The sequence below is a fragment of the Sutcliffiella horikoshii genome (assembly GCF_044809035.1).
Classification (GTDB): domain Bacteria; phylum Bacillota; class Bacilli; order Bacillales; family Bacillaceae_I; genus Sutcliffiella_A; species Sutcliffiella_A horikoshii_G.
On record NZ_CP085237.1, the window covers coordinates 509,615 to 522,771 of the forward strand.

At 39.8% G+C, this 13,157-nt stretch carries 15 protein-coding genes; 7 read left to right on the forward strand and 8 right to left on the reverse strand.

Annotated features, from left to right (window positions below):
• Positions 1 to 42 precede the first annotated feature (42 nt).
• Positions 43 to 702, forward strand: coding sequence for a GIY-YIG nuclease family protein (locus LG307_RS02800; RefSeq protein WP_404447813.1), 660 nt, complete (start codon positions 43 to 45; stop codon positions 700 to 702).
• Between the two features lie 259 nt (positions 703 to 961).
• On the opposite strand, the gene LG307_RS02805 is transcribed toward LG307_RS02800, so the two are convergent.
• Positions 962 to 1,432: an NUDIX hydrolase gene (locus tag LG307_RS02805; RefSeq protein ID WP_404447816.1), complete on the reverse strand. Its 471-nt coding sequence runs from the start codon at positions 1,430 to 1,432 to the stop codon at positions 962 to 964.
• A 343-nt stretch (positions 1,433 to 1,775) separates the two neighbouring features.
• On the opposite strand from LG307_RS02805, the gene LG307_RS02810 reads away from it, so the two are divergent.
• From LG307_RS02810 to LG307_RS02825, 4 genes are all read left to right on the forward strand, one after another.
• Complete coding sequence (locus LG307_RS02810; RefSeq protein ID WP_404447818.1) at positions 1,776 to 2,744, forward strand: tRNA dihydrouridine synthase; 969 nt, start codon at positions 1,776 to 1,778, stop codon at positions 2,742 to 2,744.
• A gap of 215 nt (positions 2,745 to 2,959) precedes the next feature.
• Positions 2,960 to 3,112 carry a hypothetical protein gene (locus LG307_RS02815; RefSeq protein WP_404447821.1) on the forward strand — a complete coding sequence of 51 codons (153 nt, stop codon included), beginning with the start codon at positions 2,960 to 2,962 and terminating at the stop codon, positions 3,110 to 3,112.
• Between the two features lie 23 nt (positions 3,113 to 3,135).
• The gene (locus tag LG307_RS02820; RefSeq protein WP_404447823.1) at positions 3,136 to 3,408 is read left to right on the forward strand and encodes a DUF3986 family protein; all 273 of its coding nucleotides are present in this window, start codon (positions 3,136 to 3,138) and stop codon (positions 3,406 to 3,408) included.
• Positions 3,409 to 3,457: 49 nt separating this feature from the next.
• Positions 3,458 to 4,108 carry a hypothetical protein gene (locus LG307_RS02825; protein WP_404447826.1) on the forward strand — a complete coding sequence of 217 codons (651 nt, stop codon included), beginning with the start codon at positions 3,458 to 3,460 and terminating at the stop codon, positions 4,106 to 4,108.
• 20 nt (positions 4,109 to 4,128) lie between these two features.
• Here LG307_RS02825 and LG307_RS02830 read toward each other — a convergent pair whose 3' ends face one another.
• The 7 genes from LG307_RS02830 to LG307_RS02860 all read right to left on the reverse strand — a co-directional run bounded on the left by LG307_RS02830 (position 4,129) and on the right by LG307_RS02860 (position 9,683).
• Entirely contained in the window at positions 4,129 to 5,334 is a 1,206-nt protein-coding gene (locus tag LG307_RS02830) for an MFS transporter (RefSeq protein ID WP_404447829.1), read from the reverse strand.
• A 171-nt stretch (positions 5,335 to 5,505) separates the two neighbouring features.
• Positions 5,506 to 5,811, reverse strand: coding sequence for an ArsR/SmtB family transcription factor (locus LG307_RS02835; protein ID WP_404447832.1), 306 nt, complete (start codon positions 5,809 to 5,811; stop codon positions 5,506 to 5,508).
• Between the two features lie 27 nt (positions 5,812 to 5,838).
• A complete protein-coding gene (locus tag LG307_RS02840; RefSeq protein WP_404447834.1) occupies positions 5,839 to 6,603 on the reverse strand; it encodes an SDR family NAD(P)-dependent oxidoreductase in 765 nt (254 codons plus the stop codon).
• A gap of 164 nt (positions 6,604 to 6,767) precedes the next feature.
• Positions 6,768 to 7,823, reverse strand: coding sequence for an ATP-binding protein (locus LG307_RS02845; protein ID WP_404447837.1), 1,056 nt, complete (start codon positions 7,821 to 7,823; stop codon positions 6,768 to 6,770).
• Positions 7,817 to 8,503 carry a response regulator transcription factor gene (locus LG307_RS02850; protein WP_404447840.1) on the reverse strand — a complete coding sequence of 229 codons (687 nt, stop codon included), beginning with the start codon at positions 8,501 to 8,503 and terminating at the stop codon, positions 7,817 to 7,819. The genes LG307_RS02845 and LG307_RS02850 overlap by 7 nt, the downstream gene beginning before the upstream one ends.
• On the reverse strand, positions 8,469 to 9,104 hold the full coding sequence (locus LG307_RS02855; RefSeq protein ID WP_404447843.1) for a DedA family protein: 636 nt from the start codon (positions 9,102 to 9,104) through the stop codon (positions 8,469 to 8,471). The genes LG307_RS02850 and LG307_RS02855 overlap by 35 nt, the downstream gene beginning before the upstream one ends.
• The gene (locus LG307_RS02860) at positions 9,105 to 9,683 is read right to left on the reverse strand and encodes a class I SAM-dependent methyltransferase (RefSeq protein WP_404447846.1); all 579 of its coding nucleotides are present in this window, start codon (positions 9,681 to 9,683) and stop codon (positions 9,105 to 9,107) included.
• A gap of 301 nt (positions 9,684 to 9,984) precedes the next feature.
• Between LG307_RS02860 and helD the strand changes: the two genes are divergently transcribed.
• Positions 9,985 to 12,315 carry an RNA polymerase recycling motor HelD gene (helD, locus tag LG307_RS02865; protein WP_404447849.1) on the forward strand — a complete coding sequence of 777 codons (2,331 nt, stop codon included), beginning with the start codon at positions 9,985 to 9,987 and terminating at the stop codon, positions 12,313 to 12,315.
• 148 nt (positions 12,316 to 12,463) lie between these two features.
• Complete coding sequence (locus LG307_RS02870; protein WP_404447852.1) at positions 12,464 to 12,979, forward strand: DUF3231 family protein; 516 nt, start codon at positions 12,464 to 12,466, stop codon at positions 12,977 to 12,979.
• Positions 12,980 to 13,157: the final 178 nt, after the last annotated feature.

Here is a 13,157-nt window from a genome sequence, read left to right on the forward strand (position 1 = left end):
ACGAGGAATTAACAATAGTTAAAAATAAAGGGATGGCATTTTATGAGTAATGGGTATTTATATGTGCTTATTAATGAGAGTATGAAGGGGTTAATAAAGATAGGAATTACCTCTATAAGTCCAACTGAAAGAGCAAGAAATTTATCAAGTAGTACAGCAGTACCTACGCCGTTTAAAGTTGCTTATGAGGTTTTTGTAGAAAATTGTAAGGAATTAGAAAGAAAGATACATACACATCTAGAGGATTTTAGAGTTAATCAAAGGAGAGAGTTTTTCAATTATCCATTAAATAAAGCCATTGAATTAGTTCAATCTTATTCAAAGAAAGAGACAAGTAATAAAGAAGACAGTTACGAATCAATCGAAATACTGGACGATTTAAAAGAAAAATATAGTAGTAGTATAAATAAAAATGTAACTTCTGTAAAACTGTATCAAACTAAAGAGAGGGTATCATTGGAGGTTACTTGTGATTACAAATTAGGAAATGACCTATTAGATCAAGTAATTAGGAGAACAGATTTAGGGTTTATTGGTAATGGGAATGGAAAAACTTTTGATCCTAGAGACTCAATTCAATCCAATGTTGAAATGTTCTTAAACTGTAGCCCAGCCACTCACGTTGTAAGTTATTCAAATTTATTTACTGAAGAACAGGCAGAGAGAATATACAATGAAGACGTATTTGGATATTCTGAATAAATACCATTAAAAGCCTTTTATTTTATTATTTTGTAAAACAATTTCTTAAACTCTAAATGATGCGTTAGTTTTAGTGGGTTTTCAGAAAGAAAAGGTCATAAGAATGTTGATAAACCCACCAACATCCCTTTGTGTTGTCAGTTACACTCCATACACGTGGAGTGTGTTTCGCAACTCATTTTAAAAGAAGGCAACTAACCCTTGTTGTAGTTGCCTTATCCTTTTTTATAGAGAAGTATTAATTACGTAAATTACCTTCTTATTTAAATACACCTTTTCTTTTGGAAAGCCAATCTTCCAAGGCATCTTCGTGTTGTTTTGTAAATAATTTCGGCATTTGGTTTATTGGGAAGTATTTTAATTCTAAACTCTCGATACCATCTGCGTTAAGTTCCCCATCAATTGGCTTGCATTGAAAAAAATGAGTGATAGTCTGAGCTTTATCTCCGTTCGGAAACTCACTAGAATAGTTAGAGTAGACACCAATAAGATGTTCAATCTCAACATTTAATCCTGTCTCCTCAAGTATTTCTCGTTTAGCGGTTTCTTCAAGAGATTCTCCAAGTTCCATAGCACCACCTGGCAATCCCCACTCATTTCTATCTCCCCGTTTTTGTAAAAGAATTTCATTTCGTTCGTTGTAAACTATACCTCCAGCAAAGTTAAGGAATATTAAATCGTGCCCAACTTTCCCACGAATATAACGAATGTAGTCCTTATTTGTAGTCATAAATTCCCTCCAGTTTTAAAAAAGTGTATAGATGTTAGTGAAAGAAGCCGCACTAATTATAACACGATAGTTAATGCCCTAGATTTTCCTTAACGTCAAATAAAAAGTAGTGGCATAAGCAGTAGGCAGGTGGCGGTTAAGATTCCCACCTGTTTTTTGTTTTATTAAAGTATCATTCAGGCAGGATTTTCGTTAAAATAAACAGTGGCAATTTACACAGGCTTTATTTTTTCTGAATATATGAGTTTGAAAATATGGGAAGAAGCATGATATAAATTATAGGTATAAAATTTTTGAACGGGTAAGAGAAGTTGCATTACTAACGAGAGGATTTGAGTTTGACATGATAGATAATTTTTGGCGTGATTTACCGAAACCGTTTTTTGTTTTGGCGCCGATGGAAGATGTGACGGATGTAGTTTTTCGCACGGTGGTAAGTAAGGCAGGGCGACCGGATGTGTTTTTTACCGAGTTCACCAATTCGGATAGCTATTGTCATCCAGAAGGCAGAGACAGCGTGCGTGGGCGTTTGCTTTTTACAGAAGATGAACAGCCGATGGTGGCGCATATTTGGGGCGATAATCCTGAGTATTTCCGTCAAATGAGCATCGGCATGGCGGAGTTGGGGTTTAAGGGAATCGATATTAACATGGGTTGTCCTGTGCCGAATGTGGCCACAAGAGGAAAAGGGAGCGGCCTTATTCAACGTCCAGAAGTTGCGGCGGAACTGATTCAAGCGGCAAAAGCTGGCGGACTGCCAGTTAGTGTGAAAACACGACTTGGCTTTACGGAAGTAGACGAGTGGAAGGAGTGGTTGAAGCATATTCTAGAACAGGATATTGCGAACCTATCTATTCATTTACGGACACGAAAAGAAATGAGCGAAGTGGATGCGCATTGGGAGCTGATTCCGGAGATCAAGGAATTACGTGACCGCATCGCGCCGGAGACGATGCTAACCATCAATGGGGATATTCCAGACCGCCAGAAGGGACTGGAGCTTGCGGAGAAATATGGCATTGACGGTGTGATGATTGGACGAGGCATCTTCAAGAATCCTTTCGCTTTTGAAAAAGAGCCGAAAGTTCACAGCAGCAAAGAATACCTGGATCTCTTAAGGCTGCAACTGGACCTGCAAGATCATTATGCGGAAATAGTACCGCGCAACATGTCTAAGCTTCACCGCTTCTTCAAAATATATGTCAAAGGATTCCGTGGAGCCGGAGAACTAAGAAACCAACTCATGAACACCAAATCAACAGACGAAGTTCGTGCATTGCTTGATGCGTTTGAAGCAGAAAATGGGCTGTAAGGACAGGCACCGTGACCCACTCTGTCCAAGGATGAAAACAAAGTAAAACCCGAGAATATACGAGCTATTCTCGGGTTTTTTAGTATGTACACATAAAAATGGGTTGGCGTGCCTGTCCCCTCAGTTTCTAAAGATTTAAGGTTTATTTAAGGTTTGATTAAGCTTCTATTTATACTAATTACTTAAAATAAAGGAGAGGATAGAGGGGGATAAGCATGCGGAAATATGTAATTTATGCTTTGTTATTAAATATTATTATCATAGCTATAATTGATAGCTGGGGAGAAGTAAGTAAAACTATTATGTTTGGAATTGCACTTTTAAGTATTATTAGTTTAGTCATAATGAAAGTAAAAGAAATAAACTGAGGGGAATAAAAGAGAAAGTGATTATGAATTTTGAGCCAAATCACCATTTACATATAGGGTATTACGATAATGGTTTTGATTTAGAAGCAACAGCTTATAAAACTGTCGGTCACAGTGAGTGGGTAATATTCCTAAATAGTGATCAAGATCTTACTGATTTAAATGATGCTTTGTACTGTTATAAAGAGATTGATAAATTAGGCTATAAGATATTTACAGTAAATACGGACGATTTGTCATATGAATATGGACTAGAAAAATTTACAGAATGGTTAAAATCACTTAATTTAATTTAAAGTTAAATTGTCAATTAGAATATTGTGGCGTATGAGAAAGGTGATTTAAATGAAGATGGAAATAAGTTTCTTTCCTCCCGAATATACATATCCTTTTGAAATTAACGGTGAGTCAAAGAATATCGTAGAATTTTCATGTTATATAGATGGAGAGTTTTCAGATGCCCATGAGGATTTCTTTTGTAAATGGATGGAGATACCAGACTACTACCCTATTTATTCACTTGCCGAAATCTATGATTTTCAGCAAGCAGAGTACGAAGAGTTGTTTGAGTTGCACAATATAAAATTCACTTATACGAAGGGAAGCCGTAAAGACACATTCTTTGTGAAGGCAATTATCAGCAACCCAAAGCAATTTAAAGAATATTTTCCGTATTTGCATGGGAATGGCAGCATGTTGAATTTATCATTAGGGTCCTTAAACCAAGATATATTTAGATTAGAGGAAAGGGAATATGAATCCCCTTATCCTGTGAAAAGGACTAAAAAAAATCAAACTCGACTAGTCAAAATAAAGTGGGTAGCCCATACTCCTATCATCACCTTAACGGAAAGCTCGACTATGTTTTGGGTAGGGTATGATGGTGATTATATTACTGCATTCTCCAACAATAAACACTTCTCAACGGTAGAATTTCTTCAAAAAATTATGCCTGAAAAAGTCGAACTGGTGAGAATTGAATATGGTGGGTTGTAGAGGCATTATAAGAAAACGGGTCAGCCTGCCTGTCCCTTCAACTGCTTTTTCTCTTTCCGATCCAAATAATAACTCAGAAACGTAAGCAAACTCGCACAAACAGCAACAATTCCGCCTACCCATGTTACATGAATAAGGCCGACTTGGTGGTAGACGAATCCGCCTAGGGCGGACCCGAAAGCGATGCCGACGTTGCTTGCGACAGGCATAAGGGAAGCCGCAAGACCTGTTGCTTTTGGCTGGTAGATTCCGGCTAGGTCTATCAGGTAGAGTTGGGTGGATGTTGTCAAAAGAATGGCCATTAACGACATTAATCCAATGTTTAAAAGTCCGAGCTCGAAATGGTTGGTTGTCCAAAATAAACTTATCAGTACAACCGCCTGCACGAGAAACACAAATCGAAGGCGGCTAATCGGATTATGGCTGGCTATTTTACCTGCCAGGATATTGCTGAAAATCGAGATGAATCCGTATGCGAAAAGAATCAAACTGATCGAATAGCTTGGTGCTCCCATTCCCTTCAAAATTGGAACAAGGTACGTAAAGACGACATAGGTTGCTCCAAATCCGAGAGCGGGAATGAAAAAGGCGATAAGTATTCGTGGATTGGTCAGCAACGAGACCTGATCACGAATCGAGCTTCGAACCTGGCTAAGCTTGCTTGGCAGTACGAAATAAGATGCTAGGAACGCCACTATTCCGAGAATGGTAGTCAACATGAAGGTGGAATTCCATCCGAACCAAGATGCCACAACCGTTCCAATTGGTACACCGATGACGTTCGCAAGGGTAAAACCACCGAACACGAATGAAATGGCAAGGCCGCGCTTTGCTGCGGGCATGGTTTCACTTGCGACTATCATGGCAAGGGAGATGAGGACTCCCGTCACAATTGCCGTCAAAATCCGAAAAGAAAGCAGCATCGTATAGGAAGTAGAAACGGCGCACAAAGCATTAAAAATAATGAAAGCCCCTATTAAAAACAACATCCATTTACGCTTTGGAAAATGACTTGTTGCGGACATCACAATCGGTGTGGCGATAGCAAACGTTATGGCAAACGCAGAAACAAGTGTACCTGCTTTTGCATTTGACATATTAAGGCTTGAAGAAATCTCAGTTAAGATTCCAACTATAACAAACTCACTTGTACCAAGGACAAATGTTAATAAAGAAAGGGTTACAATGAGCAACCAATGTTGCCTCGTTAATTTCTCAGATTGCATAAATACCTCTTTTCTAAGCTGAATGGACATGTGTAGTATGGTAGGTAAATAACCTAAATATCATAACATAATGAACGTTCAATATAGAAGTTTTCTCAAATGTAAAAGAAAAAGCCGAGAATCCATGAGATTCTCGGCTTACTTGCATAAGTGTAGAAGAGATTGGTCACTTCAACCCATACAATCACTTTCCACAATGTCTACTAAAGCTTTCAACTGATTCACACCTGTGTCCAAGGTTAAGGAATAATAGCGCATGGTGCCTTTTTGTTCCATCTGCACCAGTCGGTTGTCTTTTAGGATTTTTAAATGATGAGAAATTGCCGATCGAGATAGGGAGGACGTGTTTGCAATTTCTCCAACACTAAGGTTTTCATGTTCTGCCAAAAGTAAAATAATATCTTGCCTGGCAGGGTCACTTAATGTTGTAAACAATGGAATACAGGATCGAAAAACATCTATTGCTTCTTGTGTCATGGATGTGGCCTCATTTATGGATGTAGTTTAGTTTTCTTTCATGACAAGCTTCGCAACTTTAGCTGCGGTACGTCTTGGTAAAAATTTTGCGGCCAATGCCCCAACTTTGTTAAATCCGCCAGTTATCACAACACCTTTTCCTTGCATTAAAGCATGATACCCTTGTTGTGCTACTACATCAGAAGACATAGCATTGCTAAACATTTTGGTGTTCTCCACTTTTGCAACAGAGCTGAAATTTGTTTTGGTTGCTCCAGGGCATAGAGTGGTAACCGTGATATTATCTTCTTTCAACTCCTCAGCCAATGCTTCTGAAAAGGATAGAACATAAGCCTTTGTTGCATAGTAGACGGCCATATTAGGTCCTGGTTGGAATGCTGCAGTACTCGCCACGTTTAATATTTTTCCAGACTTACTTTTTTTCAGTTCTGGAAGCAAACGATAGGTTAATTCGGTTAATGATGAAACATTGAGGTGAATCATATTTAATTGCTGTTCAATATTGAGGCTTTCAAAGGATCCTAATAATCCAAAGCCGGCATTATTTACTAATATATCTACGGAGATTTTCTTTGTTTGTATTTCGTCCATGATCTCTTTACTTGCATTAGGCATACTCAAGTCTTTAGAAATTACTGTAACGTTAATGTTAGGGAAATCTCTTTTTATTTCTAGAAGCTTTTTTTCATTCCGTGCTATTACCACTAAGTTATAGCCATCATTCGCAAATAACTTAACAAATTCCAACCCAAGTCCGCTTGACGCTCCTGTGATTACAGCTGTTTTCGTCATATATATCTTACCTTCCTTTTTGTTAGAGTAATTAAACGTTTAAGTGTTTAAACATATAATACGCAGTGTGCATTACTTCTGTCAATTGGTTTGGATAAATTAATTAAGGTAAATTATACAAAAAGCCGGGAATAGTTGATTCTCGGCTTCTCTCAACTATAGGTTTAGTTTATAGGTAGTTCTATATTTAAGTTGAAAGTATTGTCTTTACTTGTAGCCCAAACCTTACCGTTATGCATGTGGATGATGCTTTTGACGATGGCAAGTCCAAGGCCCGAACCAGTGGAGGTGCGTGATTGATCTTTCTTGTAGAAACGCTTGAATAGCTGTTCGACCTCTTCCTTAGAAAGGGGTGGGGCTGGATTGGAAAAAGAAATTTGGACAGTTTCGCTCGATTTCAAGCCTGTTTGAATGGTCAAAGTCGATGGCTTCAAGCTATACCTGCCAGCGTTCGTAAGCAGATTCTCAAATATTCGGATCAATTTTTCAGGGTCTGCTTCCATCCAAATGGTTTCCTTGCTTAAACGAAGCGATACTCCCATTCCTTTTGGTAAGGTACCTTCACTTTCCATGACAAATTGTTGAAGCAACAGGTTCAAGTTAACCCTTTGCTTGGTAATATTGGCTTGATTGTGCGTTAAGGTAGTAAGGTCGAATAAATCATTGATAAGACGTTCAAGTTGTTGTGCCTTGGAGTGGGTAATATCGATATATTCGTCCTTCTCTTGCTCGGATTCATAGCGCTTCTCTTTCACCGCGCTCAAAAAGCCGATAATGGAAGTAAGAGGTGTTCGCAAGTCATGAGAAATATTTGCTACTAGTTCGCTTTTTTCCTTCTCCAATTTTTGCTGATACTCAAATCTTTCTTTTAATTCGGCTGCCATTTGATTGATGTTTTGCGAAAGGGAGGAGAGCTCGTCTTTTCCTTTGACTGGGATGGTACGGTCCAGATTCCCTTCCCCCATATCCCTAATACCGGCTTCTATATCCCGTATATAAGTAAGGGTGGGGCGAAACAGCAGATAAAACAACCCAATGAAGAACAAGATGCTGATGAAAAAGTTAGCAAATGCAATCGTGTTCCATTGAAGAACCGTAAGTTTATCTAACTCCATAAGCCTATATACATACTGAGCTGGAAAGCTAAATATAAAAATGCTTACGAAGCCACTTATGACAAAAATACCAAGGATTTTCGTCACCAATTTTTTTGTCAGCATGTGATTTTATACCCCACTCCCCAGACCGTTTCGATATAGCGTTTGCCGGTCTCTTTCTCCAGTTTTTCTCTAATCTTCCTGATGTGGACCATCACGGTATTGTCGGAACCATAGGGATCTGCCTTCCAAACATGAGTGTATATCTGTTCGGTGCTTAGGACCTTTTCCTGGTTCTTCGCCAGCAACAGGAGAATGTCGAATTCCCTGGGAGTGAAATTGATTTGTTGAGATTTCACCTTAACTAGTCTTGTTTGAGGGTCTATTGTCATATCACAAATCGAAATATTGGTTTCTTTTACTTCATGAAAAACTTTGTGACGTCTGATTTGAGCTTTAATACGGGCAGCCAATTCAAGCGGGTTGAACGGTTTGGTCATATAATCATCAGCGCCAAGACTTAAACCGGTGATTTTATCAAGGTCCTCTGATTTTGCTGATAAAAGAATGACTGGGATGACTTTTTCTTCCCTTATTTTCATCAATGTTTGTAACCCATCCAGCTCAGGCATCATGATATCAAGTACGATGCAGTCGATTGAACGTTGGTTGACGATTTCCAATGCCTCAACCCCGGTAGAAGCCTGGTGCACCTCGTATGCTTCATTTTTCAAGTATATAGAGATGAGTTTTCGAATAGCCTCATCGTCATCCACGATCAGTATGGAAGTCTGGTTTTTCATGGCGCTTACTCCTCCGGAAAGTGTTCGTTTTATTATATAGAAAATAAGCAAAGATTCCAATTCCGAGTAAGATGCCAAACCACAGTCCATATTGAAAGGCGAGTTCGGAAATCCATTCAATATTTTCCCCGAAAGTAGACCCTAAAAGGAAATAAAAAAGGGTCCAGAAAAACCCTGTGGTATAAGAATATAGGGCGTACCGCTTGAACGTCATTTTGTTGATGCCGACAAGATATGGAACGATATGACGGACAAATGGGATGAAATAGCTCAGCACCAATGCGTAATGGTTATACTTTTCTAGTAAGTTCTGTGCTTTTAGGAGATGCTTGTTCTTTTGTTTGGCCAATACCTTATCGACCACTTTTACCCCCATCACCCGCCCCACGATATAACCGATGGATAATCCGGAGACCACGCCAAGGTAAGTGAGCAGAAAAGCAGGGATAGGTAACAGGATTCCAATGGACGAAACCATTCCGCCACTCATCACAATGACTTCATCCGGAATGGGTGCTCCGATGATCCCTAGCCAAAGACAAAAGAATAATGCGGCATATCCATAATTGCCAATTAAGTTAATCAGTTCATTAACTTCCACTTAGACACCAACTTTCTTGCATGAAAGAACATAAGCAGGAGGAAGGTTACCCCATACTTTTTTTAATGCAATGCTTGGAAAATACTCTTGTATGAAAGATTTCTTTACTAAGGAGTATTGAAACGTGATGAAACGACCATCACTATCCAAACAGTGTGAAACCTTTTTTAGTATGTTCTTAGAAATGATGGCCGGCATGGATGCAAAAGGAAGTCCTGAAATAACGACATCGATTGTTGTCAAGTTTAGTTCATTCAGGTAGTCTTCCATATTTTCTGCAGATCCATGAATGATGTGGAAATTGGGAATATGCTTGAATTCTTTTTGAAGTTGCTTTACAAATGTTTCATTGATTTCTATAAGGATCAGGGTGGTGTCAGGTGCTTTTCTTTTCAGGATTTCCTTTGTGAAAACACCGGTTCCCGGCCCCAATTCTACGATGGTAGTTGCCTTTTTATAATGGACTTGATCTGCCATTTTTCTCGCAAGATACTTAGAACTTGGTGCGATGGCTCCTGTCGTTCTTGGATGTCTGATATATTCGGATAAAAAGGTAATCATTTTACTGTTTTCCCTCATTTCATTAGTCCTTCTTGAAAACAGTTTAAAGGAGAAAGCTGAAGAAAATAGGAGGGGAAATCTTAAGGTTTCTTAAGGAATAGACTAGGAAGGAAAATAAAAAAGCCAAGGATACCTAGTATCCTTGGCTTTAAACGCAAAAAAACACTTGAATCTCCACTAAATACGTGGTAAATTCAAATAGATTGTATTTGTATATGTTTAACATTACTTATAATTATCCCTATTATAATCATACAATACAATCCGCCCACGAGTCAACCCCCTAAATAGCCATTTTCGAAAAAAAAGGAGTGTTTGCATGAGTATGGAATTTCAGTTGGAGCAAAAGCGTGTGGACGATGTGATGGAGACCATTACGGAGGAGATCGGGAAGCTGGAGAAGGAGACTTCCAGGCGTAAGGATGAAGTCATTACTATTCGCAAACACTTTTGGGATGAGGTTAAGGTTAGTACGGATTCATTTGATGATTATTTGGAAACGATCATTGGCTTGAGGCAGGAGGCACAAGCGTTGTCTTTGAGTCAGAGCTCCCATAGGCATGCCGCCAAGCGTTTGATTACCTTGCGCAAAATGGAGCAGATTCCTTATTTCGGCCGAATTGATTTTAAAGAGGACGGCACAACGGAAGAAGAACAGATCTATATTGGAATTTCCGCTCTAATGGATCAAAGTGGGGAGGACTTCCTTATCTATGATTGGCGAGCTCCGATCTCGAGCGTCTATTATGATTTCCAGCCGGGCCGGGCTAGATACACGACTCCAGGCGGCGAAATTGAAGGCACCCTAGAAAAGAAATGGCAATACCTGATCCGAAATGGTGAGCTCGAATCAATGTTTGATACAAGTCTCACGATTGGGGATGAAATTTTACAAAAGGTGCTCGGCAAAGCGACCACAGACAACTACATGCATAACATCGTGGCGACCATCCAGCAAGAGCAGAACCGGATCATAAGGCATGACAGCGGTAGGCTCTTAATCGTTCATGGTGCGGCAGGGAGTGGGAAAACGTCAGCCGCCCTTCAACGGATTGCTTATTTGCTTTATAAGTACAGAGATAACCTTGATGCCGACCAGATCCTTTTATTTTCACCTAACTCCATGTTCAAAAGCTATGTGTCCAATGTCTTGCCAGAACTTGGAGAGGAAAGCATGCAACAGGTTACTTTTCAGGAGTATCTAGATCATCGATTGTCCAAGGTATTCCATGTGGAAAATCCCTACGAGCAGTTGGAATATGTACTGACGGAGAAAGATTCGCCAGGATATAGTGCAAGGCTTGCAGGAATAAAATTTAAGGCTTCGTTGCGATTTTATGATGCAATTCAATCTTATATAGAGTTGTTAGCGTCGGAAGGAATGACCTTTAAAGATATTACATTTAGAGGTGAAACGATTGTATCGGCACAGCAAATTGCGGATCGGTTTTATCAGCATGAAACTTCGCTTCGCCTGTCCAACCGACTGGAAAAATTGAAGGATTGGCTGGTTAAAGAGGTAAAAACAATCCAGAAATCGGAAAGTGATAAGCCGTGGGTTCAGGAGGAAATGGAACTTCTCAGTAACGAGGAATACCATGAAGCGCGAGCGTTTTTGGCGAAAAAGAAAGGCTTTGAAAGGGAAGAGGTCGCTGACTATGAAGTAGAACCAAGGGCACTAGCGCGTTTGCTTGTGCATAAAAAGATGAAGCCATTGCGTCAGCGGATTCGTGGCTATCAATTTATCAATTTTAAGGCGTTGTATGAGCAAATTTTTGCAAAACCGGAGCGGATTGTCCATTGGCTGGATGGGGAGACACCTGAAAAGTGGCCGGCAATCTGCCAGGGGACAATTGCAGCCTTGACGGAAAATAAGCTGATGTATGAGGATGCGACGCCATTTTTACTTTTAAAAGAATTGATTCTTGGTTTTCAGATCAACAGCTCAATCAAGCATATTGTCGTGGATGAAGCACAAGATTATTCCCCGTTCCAATTTGAGTTCATGAAGCGGCTTTTCCCTGCAGCCAGAATGACCGTCCTTGGCGATTTTAACCAAGCAATCTTTGCCCATGCGAGTGAAGCGGTCAACTTTGACGTGCTGGAGGGTCTTTATGGAGCGGAAAAGACGGAAATAATCAATATTACGAGGAGCTACCGTTCCACAAGGCCAATCATCGAGTTTACTCGAAGGCTAGTTCCAAACGGAGATAAAATCATCCCGTTTGACCGGGACGGCGAGGAACCAGTGATGACGGAAGTGAATGATTTTGATAGTCTGCATAGTGGGATCGTGGCAAGAGTGGAGGAGTTAAAGGCTCGGGGGTATCACAGCATAGCTATTATCTGTAAGTCGAGTGAAGAGAGTGGTCGTGCGCATGAAGCACTTTCTTCGGAGATCGAGAATCTAAAGCTCTTGAAAATGAACTCCTTGGAGTACGAACAAGGCGTGGTTGTCGTGCCGTCCTACTTGTCAAAAGGCATCGAGTTTGACGCGGTCATTATTTATAATGCATCCGATGAAGTATATGGTGATGAGAGTTTGAGGAGAGTGTTTTATACAGCATGTACCAGAGCGATGCATTATTTAGAGGTATGTAGTGTGGGGAAGGGTTGTGGGGACAGGTTCCTTGATCCGGCTGTGCGTTAATGGATAAAAAAAGAATCCCACACCTACATTCCTGGAAACAAAAATGTATGAGATTTTATTACATCTTTACTTGTCGTCCAGGGGAATATACTTATTGTGCTACAAACTTGAAAGGTGGCGCATCATGCATATTATTAGGAGGATGGTTATGGGTATTTTAAGTGGAAATCCACAAGACGAACCAATGCATTATGGTGAAGTATTTGGAACTTGGAACTACTTGTTAACAGCTAAAAGTACAATAGCAGGCTATCAGATGCAACTAAATCATGCAGGAGATGAAGATCTTAAGAAAATTTTGAAAGATAGTATTGAAGGTGGACAAGAAGAGGTCAAACAAATAGAAACGCTTCTTAAGGAAAATGGAATTGGCTTACCACCTACCCCACCTGAGCCACCTCATGCATGCTTAGATGACATTCCAATAGGAGCTCGCATGCCGGATCCTGCCATTGCAGCAGCATTATCTGCAAATGTTGCTTCTGGATTGGTAGCATGTAGCACAGCTATTGGTCAAAGTATTCGTGAAGATATCGCAATGATGTTCGGTCAATTTCATATGCAAAAAGCTCAACTAGGAGCAAAAGTTTTAAGGTTGAATAAAGAGAAGGGATGGCTTATTCCCCCTCCACTGCATAAAAATAAAAATGAACACTGTGAATAGAAAAAAGATTTAAACTGGCCCTTTATCGATTAAGACCATCTTAATCGGAATGTGAAGGAATTTGCCGGTGTGTAAAATAACAAAGGGGTAAAGGGGGAGGTAGGTTCTCCTCCCTCATTTAAGTGGATTGAGCCTTCGAAGGTATAATTCGCTGAGAGTTTATAGAAAAAATTTAAGC

What these genes read in the sequence shown, in the direction of transcription:
- LG307_RS02800 (WP_404447813.1), top strand. Translation starts at nt 43, where the DNA reads ATGAGTAATGGGTATTTATATGTGCTTATTAATGAGAGTATGAAGGGG.
- LG307_RS02805 (WP_404447816.1), bottom strand. Translation starts at nt 1,432, where the DNA reads ATGACTACAAATAAGGACTACATTCGTTATATTCGTGGGAAAGTTGGG.
- LG307_RS02810 (WP_404447818.1), top strand. Translation starts at nt 1,776, where the DNA reads ATGATAGATAATTTTTGGCGTGATTTACCGAAACCGTTTTTTGTTTTG.
- LG307_RS02815 (WP_404447821.1), top strand. Translation starts at nt 2,960, where the DNA reads ATGCGGAAATATGTAATTTATGCTTTGTTATTAAATATTATTATCATA.
- LG307_RS02820 (WP_404447823.1), top strand. Translation starts at nt 3,136, where the DNA reads ATGAATTTTGAGCCAAATCACCATTTACATATAGGGTATTACGATAAT.
- LG307_RS02825 (WP_404447826.1), top strand. Translation starts at nt 3,458, where the DNA reads ATGAAGATGGAAATAAGTTTCTTTCCTCCCGAATATACATATCCTTTT.
- LG307_RS02830 (WP_404447829.1), bottom strand. Translation starts at nt 5,334, where the DNA reads ATGCAATCTGAGAAATTAACGAGGCAACATTGGTTGCTCATTGTAACC.
- LG307_RS02835 (WP_404447832.1), bottom strand. Translation starts at nt 5,811, where the DNA reads ATGACACAAGAAGCAATAGATGTTTTTCGATCCTGTATTCCATTGTTT.
- LG307_RS02840 (WP_404447834.1), bottom strand. Translation starts at nt 6,603, where the DNA reads ATGACGAAAACAGCTGTAATCACAGGAGCGTCAAGCGGACTTGGGTTG.
- LG307_RS02845 (WP_404447837.1), bottom strand. Translation starts at nt 7,823, where the DNA reads ATGCTGACAAAAAAATTGGTGACGAAAATCCTTGGTATTTTTGTCATA.
- LG307_RS02850 (WP_404447840.1), bottom strand. Translation starts at nt 8,503, where the DNA reads ATGAAAAACCAGACTTCCATACTGATCGTGGATGACGATGAGGCTATT.
- LG307_RS02860 (WP_404447846.1), bottom strand. Translation starts at nt 9,683, where the DNA reads ATGAGGGAAAACAGTAAAATGATTACCTTTTTATCCGAATATATCAGA.
- helD (WP_404447849.1), top strand. Translation starts at nt 9,985, where the DNA reads ATGAGTATGGAATTTCAGTTGGAGCAAAAGCGTGTGGACGATGTGATG.
- LG307_RS02870 (WP_404447852.1), top strand. Translation starts at nt 12,464, where the DNA reads ATGGGTATTTTAAGTGGAAATCCACAAGACGAACCAATGCATTATGGT.